The sequence below is a fragment of the Streptomyces sp. GQFP genome (assembly GCF_021545335.1).
Classification (GTDB): Bacteria; Actinomycetota; Actinomycetes; order Streptomycetales; family Streptomycetaceae; genus Streptomyces.
On record NZ_CP089312.1, the window covers coordinates 1,006,728 to 1,023,181 of the forward strand.

A 16,454-nucleotide genomic window follows, 5' to 3' on the forward strand; every position below is an offset into this window, starting at 1 on the left:
ATGGGCGAAGCGTTCTCGCAACGGATCGACCGAGGTCGACAGTCGTGCCGTGATGGGTGAAACTCTGGGGGTGGTGGACGGACGACTGGCGGCGCTCGACCGCCTTGTCGCCGTGGCGGCGGACGAGTGGCTGGACGACCCGCGTGACGCGGCGGTCTACGGCCGGCTGGTCGGCGCGATCGAGACTCGCCGTGCCTACCTCGGGTCCCGACACGCGGCGGACGGTACCGAGCCCCAGCGGATGGTCTCGACCGCCGCGGCGGGGCGGGACGGCGCTCCCGGCGGGACCGCCGCACCCGATGACCCTGCTGTGCCGACATCGGTGCCCGGCAACGGTCGCCCTCGCCTGACCAAGGCCGACAAGACGCGCACCCGGATCCTCGATTCGGCCGCGAAGGTGTTCAGTCGCAAGGGCTACACGGAGACACGGCTGTCCGACATCGCCGCCGAGGCGGCGATACATTCCGGCAGCCTTTACTACCATTTCCGCACCCGCGAGGAACTCGTCGACGAAGTGCTGCGCGTCGGCCAGGAGCGCGTCGACCGGTTCGTCCGTCAGCGCGTGGCGTCCCTGCCTCCGGACGCGACGCACCTCGCCAGACTGCGTGAACTCATCACCGCGCACCTGGAGATGGTGTTGGAGATCGGCAACTACACCAGCGCCATGATCCGGATCATCGGACAGGTGCCCGAGGATGTCCATCGGCGACGGCTGCACGACCAGCGTCAATACGGCGGGTACTGGCGATGCCTGTTCGAACAGGCGCAGGCCGGCGGGGAGTTGCGCACCGACGTCGACCTCCCGGCGATGATGATGTTGATCCTTGGCGCGCTGAACTCCTCGCCCGACTGGTACTGCTCCGGCGAGGACCTCTCCCCCGCGAAGCTCAGGCCCGCGCTGGGCGACCTGTTCCTGACGGGTCTGGCCACGGGGCACCGCCCGACCGCCATCGCACCGGCAGAACCGGAGGAGGCCCGCCTGAAGCCGCGTCCGGCGCTGCCCGGCGTCGACGGTTCGCGCCGTGCGGCGACCCGGGCCCGGATCCTCCAGGCGGCCGCCCGGGTACTGGGGGAGCAAGGCTATGGCGGGATCCGGATCAGCACCGTGGCCGCAGTCGCCGGACTACGCCCAGGAAGCCTCTACTACCACTTCCACTCGCGCGACGATCTCCTCGCCGGCCTGCTCGCCGAGGCCTGGGAGCATGCGGACCGCCTCGTCCGCGAGGCCGTGGCGGACCTGCCCGCGAATGCCTCACGTCTGGACCGGGTGTCCGCCGCGGTGACGGCACACATGCTTTCGGCACTTGGCCGTGGCTCGTACACCTCGGGGCTCCTGCGCATCTTCGAACAGCTTCCCGAAGAGGTGCGGCGCCCGAGCCTCGCCGGCCGGCTGGCGTTCACGGCGTACTGGCGCCACCTGCTCACGTCCGCCCAGGAAGCCGGCGAGATCCACGCCGACGTCGACGTTCCCTCGGTGACCATGATGCTCATCGGGACCAGCAACTGGGCCGCCGAGTGGTACCGGCCCGACGGGCGCCTCGACCCCACCACACTGGCCGCGCAGTTCACGACCATGATCTTCCATGGACTGGTCCGCCGCGACTGAGGGGCTCGGGACCGCTACGGCACGGGATGCCGCTACGACACGGGGCTGGCCGGCGTGAGCCCGCCGTCGACGATCAGCACCTGCCCGGTCATGAAGCTGGACGCGTCGGACGCCAGAAACAGCGCGGGTCCCACCATCTCCTCCGGCTGGGCACCACGGCGCATCAGTGACGCGCTCTCCATGCGTTCCCGGTACTCCGGGTCGGTGCGCAGGATCATGTCGGTCAGGATGACCCCGGGGGCCAGGGCGTTGACTCGGACGCCGGGTGCCAGCGCGGCAGCCATCGACCTGGTCCAGCTGACCATGGCGGCCTTGGCCCCGCAGTACATGGCGGTGTCCGGCGAGTACGCGAACGCGCCGGCGGAGAGCACGTTGACGACGACCCCGTGGGAGCTGCGCCGGAGGTGCGGGAGCGCGGCTTCGACGAGGAAGACGGGGCCTCGGAGGTTGACGTCGTAGGACTTCGCCCATGCCTCGGGTGTGTGGTGGCCGATCGGGAGCGAGAGGGGGTTCGCGGCGTTGTTGATGACGATGTCGATGCCGCCGAACCGGTCGACGGTTCTGTCCACCAGGTCCTGGACCTGGTCCAGGTCGCCCATGTGGGCCACCACCCCGAGCACCTCGGCGCCGCGTTCCCGCAGCTCGCGCTCCGCTTCCCGCACCGCCTCGGGTTTGCGGCTCGCGACCACGACCTTCGCCCCGGCGGCGACGAAGCCGGTGGCCACGGCGCGCCCCATTCCCCGCGTGCCTCCGGTCACGATCGCCACGCGGTCGGTGAGGCGGAAGAGCCGTTCGACCTCGGGGCTGTCCACGGCGTTGGTGCTCGCCAACTGGCTCATCTGCTCTCCTCGTTGCGCTCGTCACTCGCCTGGAAGCCCGCTCACCGGTGCGCGCCGCTCGTGCCGCCCGACCACGAGACCAGCGGCATGCAGGTCGACGGTCCCGTCCGTGATGCCCCGCTCGCGCAGGACGAACTTCTGAACGCGCATGGTCTGGTTCACCGGAAGCTTCTTGAGGTACTCCACATAGCGCGGCACCGCGTAGTAGGGCAGCGTCGCCTTGAAGAAGGCGAAGAGTTCGTCGATGGCCAACTGCTGCCCGGGGGCGAGCACGACGCAGGCCTTGATCTCGTCCTCGCCCAGTGCCGAGGGCACCGCGTGCACCGCCACGGCGGCGACCAGCGGATGCCGCTGGATGGCGGCCTCCAGTTCCATGCTCGACACGTTCTCCCCGCGTCGCCGCATGCAGTCCTTCTTGCGGTCGACGAAGTGGAGGAACCCGTCCTCGTCGAACCGGGCGTTGTCACCGGTGTGGTGCCAGCCGTCACGGCTCGCCTCGGCCGTGGCGTCCGGGCTGTTCCAGTAGCCGCCGAACATCCGGTTCGGGATCTTCGGGCGGAGCAGGATCTCGCCCACCCGGCCCGTGGGCACATCGAGATCGTCGTCGTCGACGAGCCGGAGGTCGAGGTGTTCCATGGTGCGGCCCAGGCTGCCCGCCCGCCGGTTCGCCAGATCCCCGGCCCGGGACAGGGTCCCCGGCCAGCACTCGGACTGGCCGTAGACCTCGGACAGGACGGGGATCCCGAAGCGCTCGGTGAACCGCTCCTGGTCGGGTCCGGTCATCGGGATCCAGGTGGCCTGCCGGATGCCGTGGTCACGGTCGCGGCCGGGGTCCGGCGGCTGGGAGAGGATCGCCATCGCCATCGCCCCCACCCCGAACACCGCGGTGGCGCCCACCTCACGGGCACGCGCCATGAACGTCGTCGCGTGGAACTCCGGTTCCAGCACCGCCGACCCGCGCGCGGCCAGGGCATTGGCGACGACCGTGACCTGCCCGGTGAAGTGGAACATCGGCGAGGCGCCGAAGATGCGCTCGCCGGGGTGGAACCAGTCGTATTCCAGGAACAGGGCGGGAATCGCGCAGTAGTAGCCGTGGCTGATCATGCAGCCCTTGGACGGCCCGGTCGTACCGGAGGTGTACATGATGACGCAGAGGTCGTCGGGCGACAGCTCCACCGGGACCGGGGCGCGGCCGCTGCCCTCAAGGCCCGAGTAGCGCACCAGCGGAAGGGGGAACCGCTCCGCCGATCCCGTCGGCGCGTCGCCGACCAGCACGAACGTCTTCAGCGCGGGAAGTTCCTCGACGAGGGGACCGACCTGCCCCAGCGCGTGACCGTCGCCCACCACCACGGACGCGCCCGACTCGGCGAGCTGGTGGTGGAGGAACGCGCCCCGCAGATAGGTGTTGACGGGCACCTGGACCGCGCCCGCCTTGGCGATCGCGTACACCAGCACGATGTACTCCATGCCGTTGGGCAGGATGACCGCGACCCGGTCACCGACGCCGGCTCCCAGGCCCTGCAGGCCGGCTGCCACCGCGTCGGAACGCCGGTCCAGCTCGGCGAGGGTGACCCAGTCGCCGCCGCACTGTACGAACGGCCGGTCGGGGTCGGCGGCTGCCTCGGCACGCAGCCAGTCACCGAGAACCTTGTCCGGGGCCGGGGCCGGGTCCGGGGAGGACGTCATGACTGATCACCCGCCCATTGCGGAGCGCGCTTCTCCTGGAACGCCCGCATCGCCTCGGTGACATCCCCGGTGTAGGTGCTGAGCACCTGGGTGCGGTTCTCCAGCTCCATTCCTGCCCGCAGGCTGCCCACCTCCAGTTGGGACCACATGACCTGCTTGGTCATCCGGACTCCCCACGGGCTGTTGGCCGCGATCAGGCCCGCGGTTCGCAGCGCCTCGTCGAGCAGCTGATCGGCGGCCACCACGCGGTTGGCCAGCCCGATCCGGCCAGCCTCCTCGGCCTCGACGGTCCGGCCGGTCAGCATGAGCTCGTACGCCCGGCCGGCGCCGATCATCCGAGGCAGCAGCCACGACAGGCCGAGGTCGCAGCCGGACAGGCCGACCTTGACGAAGGCCACGGTGAACGTGGCGTCCGGGCTGACGACGCGGATGTCGGCGGCGGCGGCCAGCGCCATGCCGCCTCCCGCGGCCGGCCCGTTGACCGCGGCGACGACCGGCACCTGAAGGCTCGTCAGGGAGGTCACTGCGGCCGAAAGGTGTTCCTGGACGGCGTAGTTGCGCTGCAGTTCCCGAGGATCGTCGAAGCCCCTCGGCACGCCGTATCCGGCGAGATCGGCGCCGGCACAGAATCCCCGGCCCGAACCGGTGAGCACGACGGCACGGCATCGGCGGTCCCGGCGCACCTCGGCGACCGCGTCGAGCAGGCCGTCGATGAGCTCGCTGTTGATGGCGTTGAGCCGCCGCGGGCGGTTCAGGCGCAGGACGGTGATTCCCTCGGCGGGATGCTCGACCAGCACCGCGGGTTCGGCATGGTTGCCGCTGGGCGCGGCATGGTTGTCGCTAGGCATGGGACATCTCCCTGAAGGCGGCGATCAGCCCCGCCCACTGCTCGGGCTCGGGTCGGTAGGGCGCGTACAGCGACACCCGGTCGATGAGGTCTCCGTAACGCGCGGAGATGATCGAGGGCAGTTCACTGACCGGGCCACGAACCGCGAAGGCGTCGACCAGTTCGACTGGCAGCCGGGCGCCCATTTCCTTCCAGCGGCCCTGCTTGGCCAGCGTCTGCATGTCCGTCTGGAGCTCGCCCCAGCCGTGCAGTTCGAGTACGGGGCGGTAGGACGGGGTGGCGGCGTAGAAGGCGATCTGCTCGCGTACCGCCCTGTCGGCGGTGTCGAACTCGGCGTCGTCGTCGCCGGTGATCACGAACAGCGGGTACGACAGCTCGATGTCCGCGCGGGAGCGGCCGGCCCGGCTCAGGCCGCGCTCCAACGCGGGCAGCGTGCGTTCGCGCAGGTTGCGTTCGGTGCTGAAGCCGTGCACGAACATGCCGTCGGCGACCTCCGCGGCGACCTCGGTCATCATCGGCCCGACGGCGGCGAGGAAGATGCGCGCGGGCCCGTGGCCGCTCGGACCGGGGTCGAAGAACGGCGTCATCAGCGTGTGACGGAAGAACTCGCCGTCGAAATCCAGCCGGGTGCCGTTCTCCCAGCAGTCCCAGATCGCGCGGATCGCGAGCACCATCTCGCGCATCCGGGCGGCGGGCCGGTCGAACGACGCGCTGTAGCGCCGCTCGATGTGCGCCTTCACCTGCGAGCCCAGACCCAGGATGAAGCGGCCTCCCGAATTCGCCTGGAGATCGCGCCCGACCTGGGCCAGATGCATGGGGCTGCGGGGAAAGGCCACGGCGATGGACGTCCCGAGGTCCATCCGCTCGGTCCCGGTCGCGGCGAGCGCCAGGGGCAGGAACGGGTCGTTCGTCACCTCCGAGGTGAACAGGCCGTCGAAGCCCAGCTGTTCCATCCGTGCCGCGGTGGCGCCCACCTCGGACCACGCGGGAGCCGGAAGGATGCCGTCGAGCTTCATCGCCGACCGCCCCGCGCCGGCGCCCGCTTCGGGCGTCGGGCGGTCACACTGTCCCCTGGTCGCGGAGCTGCTGGATGGCTTCGGCCGAGTAGCCGAGTTCGCCGAGGATCTCGTCGGTGTGCTGGCCGAGGGTCGGGGCGTGGTGCTCCACGTCGAACGGCTGGTCAGCGACCGGGGCCGGCCAGCCGACGGTGGTGAACGCGCCGGCCACCGGATGGACTGACTCGTGGATGATCTCCCGCGCGCGCAGATGCGGGTCGTCCAGGGTGCCCTGCACGGTATTGGCGGGGCTCATCGGGATGTCGTACTTCTCGGCGACGTCCATCCACTCGGCCAGGGTGCGCGAGGCCATGATCGGTCGCAGCGTGTGCGCGAGGTTCTTGTCCCCGCTCTGGTTGCGGAAGTCCACGGGCGAGTCGAGGTACTTCATCTCCCGCAGGTCCGGACGCTCGATCACGTCACAGAAGTTGTCCCAGAACTTGTGCTCGATGGCGGCGAGCAGCACGTACTTGTCGTCCTTGGTCAGGTAGAAGGCGTACTTGGGACGCTCCAGCGGGTCCTGCCCCACGGTCGGCGGCAGGTTGACCCCACGATCCGTGCGAGCGAGATTCCACAGGCTCGACGCGTCGAGCGACTGCACGGCGAGAGTGGCGTCCGTACCCGACGAATCGATGTACACGCCTTTCCCTGTCGCGTTGCGGTAGTTCAACGCGGCGACAGCGGTGAAAACGCCGAACAGGCCACCCATCAGCGGGCCGTCGACGTAACCCGGGAAGTTCAGCTCACTGGGCTCGACCGCCTCCTGTACGAGCCCGTCCTCGCGCACCTTGAGCTGCGTCGAGCCGGCCGTGGCCCCCATCATGTATCCGTGGACGGGGATCTTCCCGTAGGGACCGCGGGTGCCGAAGCCGTTGGCCTGGCAGTAGATGATGTCGGGCTTGACCTTGCGCTGGGCCTCGTAGCCCACGCCGAGACGCTCACACGCGTCGCTCGCGAAGCCGTCCACGAAGATGTCGATGGTGGGGAGGATCCTGTAGAAGACCTCGCGGCCGGCATCGCTGCGCAGGTTCAGGGTGATGCTGCGCTTGTGGCGGTTGATCAGCATGTGGGTGGTGCTGTGCCGGGGGGCCATCATGTCCCCGAGATCACGGATGTAGTCCCCGATCCCGGGCTGCTCGACCTTGATGACCTGGGCGCCCAAGTCGCCCAGCAGGCGCCCCGCCTGATCGCCGGTCGGCAGCACCGCGCACTCGAGTACCCGCACATTGCGCAGGAGATCAATCATGAACCCTCTTCTCTCAGTGGAGGGGCGCGGCGTCATCCCCGTGCGTGCGTGACGAGTGGCTCGACAACCGTTCGCACCTCGTCGAAAACCCACATCGGCACGGTGTGCCGCCCGATGTCACGAATCTGGTCGACGTGTTCCTCGACCTGCTCCGCGGTGACGTTCGACGGATCCTCGGCGCTCCAGCCGTCGGCGACGCCGGCGAACACGCGACCGTATCGGCCACGGCAGACCGAGAACGCCTCGCCGGTGGTCGTGCAGTGGTCCGATGCCAGGTAGGCGACGAGGTGCGCCATCAACTCGGGGCTCCGGCGCGGATCGTCCGGCGGGACGTCCGGGCCACAGAGCCGACGCCAGTTCTCGACGTGGCCCGGCACGGGGTTTCCGGCGGCGATCGTCGTGGTCGCCCACGGCAGTACGGCGTTGACACGCACGCCGAAGTCCTGCCCCTCGAACGCCAGTGCCTTCGTCAGGCCGTACAGCCCGGCTTTGGTCGCGGCGTAGTTCGCGGCGCCCCCGTGCGAGAAGAGGCCGGTACTCGACGAGGTCATCACGACTCGGCCGTAGCGTAGGTCCTTCATGATCCGCCACGCCGGTTGGGTCACGTAGAACGCGCTCGCGAGGTTGACCCTGAGGACGGCCTCGATCTCCTCCAGCGACAGGTCTTCGAAGAAACCGTTCCGTAGGATCCCGGCGTTGTTGACCACCACGTCGAGTTTCCCGAATCGTGCGAGCGCGCTCGCCACGAGTGCGGCGCCGCCGTCCGGTGTGCTGACGTCGTCGTACGAGGCGATCGCGATGCCACCCTGCTCGGTAATGGTCGAAACGACCTCGTCCGCACACGTCGCGTCGATGTCGTTCACCACGATCGCCGCGCCACGGCCGGCCATCTCCACCGCGTACGCCAGACCGAGGCCACGCCCGGCACCGGTGATCACGGCAACCCGGTCCTGCAGCGAAATCGGACGCTGTCCCATCAGGCTGCTCCTCCTCTGTCGAAAGTCGACCTGATTCTAATTAACATTCGGACTGCGTCAACACCTCTCGGCGCAGCTTTCGAGAGCCTTCAGGGTCAGAAAAATGGCCTGACTCCAGGGACTTCCCCACTGCTCTGAGCCGTGTCAGGATTCTGTCTCCGCATAGAATCAGAACTGGTTTAGATACGCATCCAACCTGGGCTACCACGAACATGGGGAGACGCGATGGACGAGACCGCACGTCAGGTCGGCCCTGTCCCAGCTGTCACCACCCACTTCGACCCGCTCGAACCCGCGCTCGCCGCCGAGTTCTGGCCGAGGATCAACGCGCTGCGTGAGTCGTGTCCGGTCGCGTGGAGCGACCAGGTCTGGCACGAGAGGGGGGACAGCGGCTTCTGGATCATCAACAAGCACGCCGACGTCATGGCCGCCGCCACGAATCCGACCGCCTTCAGCAGTGCGGATGGCGCCACCCCCGTCCAGTTCGATCTGGACGTCCTCCGGCAGCTCCCGCTGGAGTCGGACCCGCCGCTGCACCGAGGGATTCGCAGGCTGCTCAACCCGTTCTTCACCCCGGAGGCGCTGCGCGGCCGGGAGACGGACATCGCGGCGAAGGTGGACCGGCTCATCGGGCGCTGCGTGGACAAGGGATCGTGTGACTTCGTCGCCGATTTCGTCAACGTTCTTCCGCCACTGGTCTTCTTCGAGTCCTTTCTGGAGCAGGACGAGTCGGAGATCGGCTGGGTGCTGGACGTTCTCGAAGTCCTCCACACACAGCCGGAACGAGCGCTGGAGGAGGCGCCGAAACTGTTCGCGTTCTGCGCGGACCTGCTGGAGCGGCGGCGAGCCGCGGGACGCCGTGACGACCTGGCCGGGACCATCGCGCACATGGGGCTGACCGGCGAGGACGGCCTGGAGCTGAACGAGAAGCAGCGCGTCGAGGTGATCAATTTGATGATCATGGCCGGCATGGCGACGACGATGGGCGCCACCGGGTGCTTTGCATACCGACTGGCCTCCGACGAGCAACTGCGTGCCGGGCTCCGCGGCGCCGATGACCGCAGGATCAATCGTGCGGTCGAGGAGTTCCTCCGGTACGAGACCGCCGTCCCGACCGGCGCCCGCACACTGACCGAGGACGTCGAGATGAGTGGGTGCCCGATGAAGGCGGGTGACCGGGTCCTGCTGAACTGGGCCGCCGCCAACCGCGACCCGGAGAAGTTCGCCGAGCCGGACGAGCTCGACTTCGAGCGGGAGAACCTGTCCGGCCACGTGGCCTTCGGCGCCGGAATCCACCGGTGCCTGGGCAACCACCTCGCCCGCCGTGAGATGTCCGCGACCCTCAAGGCCATCGTCGCGCTGAGTCGTTTCGAGGTGGAACCCGGGTTCGTCCCGCGGTACCAGCCTTCGTTCGCGCGCGGCCTCGACAGTCTGCCGGTCCGCATCGCGCGATGAGAGCAGCGACGGATCGTGCGACAAGGGCCGCGGCGGGCCACCGGTGAACGCCTCCAAGTCGGTGTCGTCCCGTTCGACAGAGATCACCTCATGGTCCATGCCACACCTGAGGAAAGGGGAGACAGGATGCCCGGTCCAGTGCACGTGCTCACCGGTCTGACCGACGAGGAGCAGCAGTTCGCCGAGGTGGCCTACGAGATCGCCTCGGGCTTCGCGGGCCGGTCGTTCGGCGACCGCGCCGCCCTCGACGCGTACTGGGACGAGTGCCGCCGGGCGGACATGTGCGGCCTTGGCGTGCCCGAGGAGTACGGGGGCGCGGGAGAAGACCTGTTCCCCCTGGTCCTCGCGACCGAGCGAACCTCGGCCGCCGGGTTTCCGGCCACCCGCCTGCTGCTGGGGCAGGGCATGTGCGGGCGCATCCTGCTGCGCGCCGGCAATGAGGAGCAGCGCCGGCGTTGGCTGCCCCGCGTCGCCTCCGGCTCGGTGCGGTTCTCGTTCGGGCTGACCGAGGCGGAGGCGGGATCCAACGCGCTGAAGATGCGCACCACGGCCCGGCGCAAGGGTGACGGCTGGGTGCTCAACGGCGAGAAGACCTACATCACGGCATTCGACGAGTGCGACGTGATGCTGCTCGTGGCCAACGCGCCGCACGACGGCGGAATCACCCTGTTCATCGTCGACGACCCGCAGTCGAAGATCGCCGCACAGCCTGTGCAGCTGGGCATGACCATCTACGAGCGGCACTACACGCTGTTCATCGACGATCTCCAGCTGGGCCCGGACGCCGTGGTCGGCGAGGTGGGCAAGGGCTTCCGCGCCATGTTCGCGGCGTTGAACTGCGAGCGCCTGCTGGTGGGTGCCCAGGCGCTCGGACTCGGCCGGTACGGGCTCCGCCGAGCGGTCGGCTACGCGAAGGAACGCGAGGTCTTCGACGCGCCGATCGGCTCACACCAGGCCGTCCAGCATCCTCTGGCCGAGTCGTACGTGCAGCTTGAGGCGGCCTGGGCGCTGCTCGTCTGCGCCGCGCGCGGGTACTCCGAGGGCAAGGCCGGCGGGAAGCTCGCCAACGCCGCCAAGCTGGCCTGCGCCGATGCCGGTTTCTACGCCCTCGACCGTGCGCTGCAGACCTTCGGCGGCAGCGGCTACACCGCCGACGTCGGGCTGCTGGAGCCCTATCTCGTTGCCCGCCTGCTCAAGTCCGTGCCGGTGAGCCGCGAGCTGGCACTCAACCAGATCGCCACCGAAGGCTTGGGCCTGCCCCGCTCCTATTAGCTGTGGCCGGCAGTCATTTCGGCCGTATGAGTGGCAGGTCTTCGAGTGTTTCGGAAGGCTTCTCGACGCTGCGAAACAACTCGTTGAGGCGATGTCCAAGATCGCGCTTTGGGGCCTTGAGCGCAAACCTCACGAGTGAGGAGCAGCGAGAGGGGGCGGTGATCACCTCCGACGCCCCGGCGCAGACACGACACATACCGGCGGGGACGACTGCGAACCGAGCCGGCCGACCGCCGGCTCGTTACTGACTCACGCTCCGGGAGCCTGTCCGGCGGCAGCCGGGCGGTGCCTGACGACAAAGTCGTCGAGGTCGACCGCCCGTGTCATCGTCCAGTAGTCGACCACGCGCCAGGGCATGTTCGTCACGACCCGCCCCTTCGAGTTGCGGTACCAGGTGTCCATTCCCTGATGGGTCCACACCATCCGCTGATGCGCCTGGTCGAGGGCCTCGTTGTACCGCTCGCCGACCTCGGGGCGGCACTCGATCGAGCTGATGTCCTCGTTCACCATCCGGCACAGCGAGTCGGTGATGTAGTCGATCTGGCTCTCGGCGAGGAAGATGAAGCTGCCGCCGTGACCGAGGTTGGTGTTGGGCCCGTACATGAAGAACAGGTTCGGGAAGCCCGGCGTGGTGATGCCCAGGTAGGCGCGCGCGTCGTCCTCGCCCCAGAGGTCCCGCAGGACCTGGCCGCCCCGCCCCACGATGTCGTAGCGGATCGGGCGGTGCGCCTCGAAGCCGGTTGCCAGTACGACGATGTCCGCGGGCCGCTCCTCGCCCGTCGACGTCACGACACCGGTCCGGGTGAGAGCGGTGACCGATGCCGTGATCAGCTCCACGCCGGGCCTTCGGAGGGCGGCGAACCAGCCGTTGTCGAGCAGCATCCGCTTGCCGAACGGCGGGTAGTCCGGGAGGGCCTTCTCCACCAGGTCGGGGCGTCCGTCGAGCTGGTCCAGGATGTACCTGGTGAAGAACCTGCGGTGCCCGTCGTTCGTGGCGTTCAGCGACCGCTCGGGGTGCGGCCAGTCCGGGTCCTTCTGGAGCGAGGCGTGGACGCGGTCGTTGTGGGCCCAGGCGAGCCGGAAGCGGTACCACGCGCGGTAGTAGGGCACGTTCTCCATGAGCCAGTGGACCTTGTCGCCCACCGGGCGGAAGTAGTTCTTGTTCGGCGACACCCATTGCGGGGAGCGCTGATACACGTCGAGGGCGGCGACCTCGCCGGCCACGGCCGGCACGATCTGCATCGCGCTCGCACCGGTGCCGATGACCGCCACCGTCCTGCCCCGCAGGTCCAGGTCCTCCGGCCAGCGAGCGGAGTGGAAGACCGGACCGTGGAAGTCCGCCAGGCCCGGCAGGTCGGGGATCTTCGGGACGTTCAGCTGTCCCACGGCCGAGATGAGCGCGTTCGCCGTGAGGGTCCGCTCACGGCCTTGGGGGTCGCGCACCACGACGGTCCACCGTTCGGTGTCGTCGTCCCACGCGGCCGACACGGCGGTGGTGCCGAAGCGGATGGAGTCGAGGAGCCCGAAGTGCGTGGCGAGTTCGTCGAGGTACGTCTCCAACTCACCGCGCTTGCCGAAGTGATGCGTCCAGGCACGGGGGAAGAACGACAGCGAGTACAGATAGCTGGGCGTGTCCACACCACAGCCCGGATAGCGGTTCTCGATCCAGGTGCCGCCCACGCGGGGGTTCTTCTCCACGACGGTGTGGCTGATCCCGAGGTCACGCAGGTGCTTGGCGGCGGTCAGGCCCGACACCCCGGCCCCGATGACGAGCACGTGGAAGTCGGCGGAACCCGGAGTCGCCACGGTCGGCGGGCACTTGGCACGGAACCCCATGTGCTCGGCGGTCATGGGCTCGTACTCCTCGGGCACCTCCTCCCCCACGCTCAGCGTCAGGAGGTCGAGCAGTTCCCGACCGGTCGGAGCGGGCCTGGCGACGGGGCGCCCGGCCGCCCACGCGAGCACGGCCTCCGCGACGGCCGCCCGGATCTCGTCCCGTACGTCCGCGGGCAGTCCCGCGTCGTCGTGGTCGTCGGTGCCGCGCGGGCGGGTCGGCCGGTAGGGGTCACGCGTCCACTTGGGGTCGCCGGTGAGCTGGAAGAGCAGGGGGACCAGGGTCGGGATGTTGGCGACGTCGAGTGCGTCGCGGAGTGCCGTCGGGTCGATGGGAGTCGTGCCCTCGGCCACCGCCATGCATCTCTCCCTCCGAGCCGGCCGGTGCTCCCGATCAGGCACACCGTTCCGCGATTTCCTGACCTAAGTTAGTTTAGAAAAACAGGTAAGGCAAGGGCCGACCGAGCGATCCCGGCCAGTTCAGACCTTGGGAGTACGGGGCGTACGGCCGAGCCTGCGCCGCCAGTCATGGGCGCCCAGCAGGCGGACCATGCGCGCCTGGAACTCGCTGCTCCCGGGCTTGTACGGGTACCAGTGCGGTTCGGACTTCAGACGCACCTTCTCCGAGACCACGGACTGCCGGCGGCAGAACTTCAGCATCCCGGCCGCGCCGCCCGACCGGCTCCCCATCCCGGAGGTCTTCCAGCCGCTCATGGGCAGCGGCAGCTGAAACGTGCTGATCATGACGTTGTTCTGGTTGACCGCGCCGGCCTCGACCTGGCGGCTGACCCGGTCGGCGCGCCCGCGGTCACCCGTCCAGACACTTGAGGACAGGCCGTACGGCGAGTCGTTGGCCAGCCGCAGGGCCTCCTGCTCGTCGGCGACCTTCATGATGGGCAGCGTCGGCCCGAAGGTCTCCTCGCGCATGCACAGCATCGAGTGGTCGACATCGACGAGCACGGTCGGCTCGAAGAACAGCCCCTCGGAAGCGCGCCTGCCACCGGTGAGGACCTTGGCGCCCCTGGCGACCGCGTCCTGGACATGGCTCTCGACGATGCCCAGTTGGTTCTCGGTCGCCATGGCGCCCACATCGGTGGTGTAGCTGCCGTCCTCGTCCATTCCCTGGCGGAGGTTCCTGACCTTGTCGGTCACCTTGCTCACGAACTCGTCGTAGACGGGGGCCTCGACGTAGACCCGCTCCACCGAGATGCAGATCTGGCCGGAGTTCCACATCGCCCCCCACGCCGCGGCGCTGGTGGCGCGGTCGAGGTCGGCGTCGGAGAGGACGATCATCGCGTCCTTGCCGCCGAGTTCGAGGCTGCACGGGATCAGGCGCTCACCGGCGCGGGCGGCGATCCGGCGGCCGGTGCGGGTCGAGCCGGTGAACATGATCATGTCGACCTCGTCGACGACGGCGGCGCCGGTGTCCGGGCCCCCGGTCACATTCGCCATCACCGGCGGGGCGCCCAGGTCCTCGAGCCAGCCGCGGGTGGCCTCCGCCCAGGTCAGAGGCGTGACCTCGGAGGGCTTGAAGAGGACCGACGCCCCTGCCATGAGGGCGGCGACACCGTCCAGCATCGGCCCGCCGAGCGGCCCGTTCCAGGGCGTGATCATGCCGACGAGCTGGTAGGGGCGCGCGAAGACCCGGAGGTTCTTCGTCATGCCGGCGGCACCCCACGACCGGACCTTGCGGTCGGCGAGGAAGTCCGCGGCGTGCTTGCTGTAGTAGTTGATCAGATCGACCGCCGAGGCGACCTCGAGGCCGGCGTCGCCCCAGGACTTGCCGGTCTCCTCCTGCATGATGCCGACGAGGTTCTTCTCGTTGTCGAGGATCCAGTCGAGGAAGCGGAGCATGTGCCTGGCCCGCCCCTTGGGCCCCAGGTCCTCCCAGGCCGGCTGCGCCGCGCGCAGTTGCCCGGCGGCCGCGGCCACTCCCGCCGGTCCGAGGTCCGGCACCGTGCCCACCAGGCGGCCGTCGGCCGGGCAGTGCACCTCGATGACACCGGTCGCGGCACCACCGGTCGCCGATTCCTGAGCCTGCGTTGCCATGAGCGAGTCCTCTCGACGTGCGGGCGGGCCGGCTGGGGGGGCGCGGTCACCTGCGGCGAACACGATCCGAAGGCAACTCGACGGCCAGGACCGACTCCCGCCCGCTTCGCGGCCGTACACTCTTGGCCGTGATTCGATTATGATTTAGGTTAGGTTCGACTACAAGGGTCGCCCCCGCACCGGCGACCGGGCGGAACCCGTGAACCACCACGGTCACCGCACCCGACACCGACTCCAGGAGGAGCCCCGCAGTGGAGATCCGTGGAAAGGCCGCGCTCGTCTCCGGCGGCGCCGGAGGTCTCGGCGAGGCCACCGTCCGGCGCCTCGTCGCCGACGGCGCGCGCGTCGTCATCGCCGACCTCGACGAGAACCGCGGGAAGGAGCTCGCCGCCGACCTGGGCGACGCCGCGGTCTTCGTCCGCACCGACGTCACCGACGAGGCGTCCGTGGCGGCGGCCGTCGCCGCCGCGTCCGAACTCGGCGAGCTACGGGTCTCGGTGTGCGCGCACGCCGGACCCGTCGCGCAGCAGCGGATCCTCGGCCGGGACGGCTCCCCGATGCCGCAGGAGCTGTTCGACCGGACCCTCCGCGTCTACCTCTCCGGCACCTTCAACCTGCTGCGCCAGACGGCCGCCGCGATGGCGGCTCTGGAGACCCTGGAATCAGGGGTACGGGGTCTGGTGGTCAACACGGCCAGCATCGCCGCGTACGAGGGGCAGGTCGGCCAGTCCGACTACAGCGCGGCCAAGGGGGGCGTCGTCGGGCTCGGTCTCGTCGCCGCACGCGACCTCTCCGCCGTCGGCATCCGGGTCGTCACCATCGCGCCGGGGACGTTCTTCACGCCCGCCTTCCGCATGGAACCGGAGGCCGCGCACGAGGCATGGGGCAGGTCGGTCCCCTTCCCGAAGCGGATGGGGCGGGCGGACGAGTACGCCGACCTGGTCTCCTTCCTGGTCGGCAACGACTACGTCAACGGCGAGACGATCCGTATCGACGGCGCACAGCGGTTCGGGCTCAAGTGAGCGGCGAACGCCCGCCCGGCGGACCGGAGTTCGGCGGCCTCCTGGAGAGTGCGCGCAGGCTGCTCGACGCGGTGGCCGCGGCCGAGGCGCCCGACGAGGTCGTGCTGGCCGCGACCCGTCAGATCGAAGCCGCCTGCGCCGCGCTGGAGCCGTACGGCGTGGAGGAGGAGCAGGCACCGGCCGGAAACCGGCCCGACCTTCCCGGACGGGGCAGTCCCCTGCTCGTGCCCCTGGTCCTCGACCACGAACGGCCGGACGAGGTCCGGGGCCGGGTCACGTTCCACCGGGCTCACCTCGGCGGGGGCAAGGCCGCTCACGGCGGTGTCCAGCCGCTGCTGTTCGACGAACTCCTCGGCCGTCTGGCATCGATCGGCCGGCCCCGGTCACGTACGGCATACCTCCGCGTGGACTACCGCAAGGTGACACCGCTCGGCGTGGAACTGCGGGTGGAGGGCCGCATCCGGCGTACGGAGGGCCGCAAGATCTTCGCGTACGGGCAACTGCTGCACGGCGAGCAGATTCTGGCCGAGGCGGAAGCGCTGTTCGTCCAGCTCCGGCCCTGAACTC

General features: G+C 69.4%; 13 protein-coding genes. 5 read left to right on the plus strand and 8 right to left on the minus strand.

What is annotated here, in order from left to right; genetic code table 11:
- Positions 1 to 52: 52 nt before the first annotated feature.
- Positions 53 to 1,606, plus strand: coding sequence for a TetR/AcrR family transcriptional regulator (locus LUX31_RS04565; protein WP_235473266.1), 1,554 nt, complete (start codon positions 53 to 55; stop codon positions 1,604 to 1,606).
- 32 nt (positions 1,607 to 1,638) lie between these two features.
- Here LUX31_RS04565 and LUX31_RS04570 read toward each other — a convergent pair whose 3' ends face one another.
- Genes LUX31_RS04570 through LUX31_RS04595 form a run of 6 tightly spaced genes read right to left on the minus strand, consistent with a single transcriptional unit; the run spans position 1,639 to position 8,256 of the window.
- A complete protein-coding gene (locus LUX31_RS04570; protein WP_235473267.1) occupies positions 1,639 to 2,445 on the minus strand; it encodes an SDR family NAD(P)-dependent oxidoreductase in 807 nt (268 codons plus the stop codon).
- A gap of 21 nt (positions 2,446 to 2,466) precedes the next feature.
- Complete coding sequence (locus LUX31_RS04575; protein ID WP_235473269.1) at positions 2,467 to 4,131, minus strand: AMP-binding protein; 1,665 nt, start codon at positions 4,129 to 4,131, stop codon at positions 2,467 to 2,469.
- Positions 4,128 to 4,979, minus strand: coding sequence for an enoyl-CoA hydratase/isomerase family protein (locus LUX31_RS04580; RefSeq protein WP_235473271.1), 852 nt, complete (start codon positions 4,977 to 4,979; stop codon positions 4,128 to 4,130). The genes LUX31_RS04575 and LUX31_RS04580 overlap by 4 nt, the downstream gene beginning before the upstream one ends.
- Positions 4,972 to 5,994 (minus strand): TIGR03617 family F420-dependent LLM class oxidoreductase, encoded by a 1,023-nt coding sequence (locus tag LUX31_RS04585; RefSeq protein WP_235473273.1) that lies wholly within the window; start codon positions 5,992 to 5,994, stop codon positions 4,972 to 4,974. Before LUX31_RS04585 ends, LUX31_RS04580 begins: the two co-directional genes overlap by 8 nt.
- Positions 5,995 to 6,037: 43 nt before the next feature.
- Positions 6,038 to 7,279, minus strand: a complete 1,242-nt coding sequence (locus tag LUX31_RS04590) for a CaiB/BaiF CoA transferase family protein (protein WP_235473275.1) — start codon at positions 7,277 to 7,279, stop codon at positions 6,038 to 6,040.
- A 32-nt stretch (positions 7,280 to 7,311) separates the two neighbouring features.
- Positions 7,312 to 8,256: an SDR family NAD(P)-dependent oxidoreductase gene (locus LUX31_RS04595; protein ID WP_235473276.1), complete on the minus strand. Its 945-nt coding sequence runs from the start codon at positions 8,254 to 8,256 to the stop codon at positions 7,312 to 7,314.
- A 225-nt stretch (positions 8,257 to 8,481) separates the two neighbouring features.
- On the opposite strand from LUX31_RS04595, the gene LUX31_RS04600 reads away from it, so the two are divergent.
- Together LUX31_RS04600 and LUX31_RS04605 are read left to right on the plus strand one after the other, a co-directional pair.
- Positions 8,482 to 9,711, plus strand: coding sequence for a cytochrome P450 (locus tag LUX31_RS04600; RefSeq protein ID WP_235473278.1), 1,230 nt, complete (start codon positions 8,482 to 8,484; stop codon positions 9,709 to 9,711).
- Positions 9,712 to 9,837: 126 nt separating this feature from the next.
- Positions 9,838 to 10,983: an acyl-CoA dehydrogenase family protein gene (locus LUX31_RS04605; protein WP_235473279.1), complete on the plus strand. Its 1,146-nt coding sequence runs from the start codon at positions 9,838 to 9,840 to the stop codon at positions 10,981 to 10,983.
- 249 nt (positions 10,984 to 11,232) lie between these two features.
- On the opposite strand, the gene LUX31_RS04610 is transcribed toward LUX31_RS04605, so the two are convergent.
- Positions 11,233 to 13,176 (minus strand): FAD-dependent oxidoreductase, encoded by a 1,944-nt coding sequence (locus LUX31_RS04610; RefSeq protein WP_235473280.1) that lies wholly within the window; start codon positions 13,174 to 13,176, stop codon positions 11,233 to 11,235.
- Positions 13,177 to 13,296: 120 nt separating this feature from the next.
- Positions 13,297 to 14,865: an aldehyde dehydrogenase family protein gene (locus tag LUX31_RS04615; RefSeq protein ID WP_235473281.1), complete on the minus strand. Its 1,569-nt coding sequence runs from the start codon at positions 14,863 to 14,865 to the stop codon at positions 13,297 to 13,299.
- Between the two features lie 251 nt (positions 14,866 to 15,116).
- Between LUX31_RS04615 and LUX31_RS04620 the strand changes: the two genes are divergently transcribed.
- Entirely contained in the window at positions 15,117 to 15,887 is a 771-nt protein-coding gene (locus LUX31_RS04620; RefSeq protein ID WP_235473283.1) for an SDR family oxidoreductase, read from the plus strand.
- Entirely contained in the window at positions 15,884 to 16,450 is a 567-nt protein-coding gene (locus LUX31_RS04625) for a PaaI family thioesterase (RefSeq protein ID WP_235473285.1), read from the plus strand. The genes LUX31_RS04620 and LUX31_RS04625 overlap by 4 nt, the downstream gene beginning before the upstream one ends.
- The last annotated feature ends 4 nt before the right edge of the window (positions 16,451 to 16,454 follow it).

Coding starts and splice junctions, on each gene's coding strand:
- LUX31_RS04575 (WP_235473269.1), bottom strand. CDS start 4,131: ATGACGTCCTCCCCGGACCCGGCCCCGGCCCCGGACAAGGTTCTCGGT.
- LUX31_RS04585 (WP_235473273.1), bottom strand. CDS start 5,994: ATGAAGCTCGACGGCATCCTTCCGGCTCCCGCGTGGTCCGAGGTGGGC.
- LUX31_RS04570 (WP_235473267.1), bottom strand. CDS start 2,445: ATGAGCCAGTTGGCGAGCACCAACGCCGTGGACAGCCCCGAGGTCGAA.
- LUX31_RS04565 (WP_235473266.1), top strand. CDS start 53: ATGGGTGAAACTCTGGGGGTGGTGGACGGACGACTGGCGGCGCTCGAC.
- LUX31_RS04580 (WP_235473271.1), bottom strand. CDS start 4,979: ATGCCTAGCGACAACCATGCCGCGCCCAGCGGCAACCATGCCGAACCC.
- LUX31_RS04615 (WP_235473281.1), bottom strand. CDS start 14,865: ATGGCAACGCAGGCTCAGGAATCGGCGACCGGTGGTGCCGCGACCGGT.
- LUX31_RS04610 (WP_235473280.1), bottom strand. CDS start 13,176: ATGGCGGTGGCCGAGGGCACGACTCCCATCGACCCGACGGCACTCCGC.
- LUX31_RS04590 (WP_235473275.1), bottom strand. CDS start 7,279: ATGATTGATCTCCTGCGCAATGTGCGGGTACTCGAGTGCGCGGTGCTG.
- LUX31_RS04605 (WP_235473279.1), top strand. CDS start 9,838: ATGCCCGGTCCAGTGCACGTGCTCACCGGTCTGACCGACGAGGAGCAG.
- LUX31_RS04600 (WP_235473278.1), top strand. CDS start 8,482: ATGGACGAGACCGCACGTCAGGTCGGCCCTGTCCCAGCTGTCACCACC.
- LUX31_RS04595 (WP_235473276.1), bottom strand. CDS start 8,256: ATGGGACAGCGTCCGATTTCGCTGCAGGACCGGGTTGCCGTGATCACC.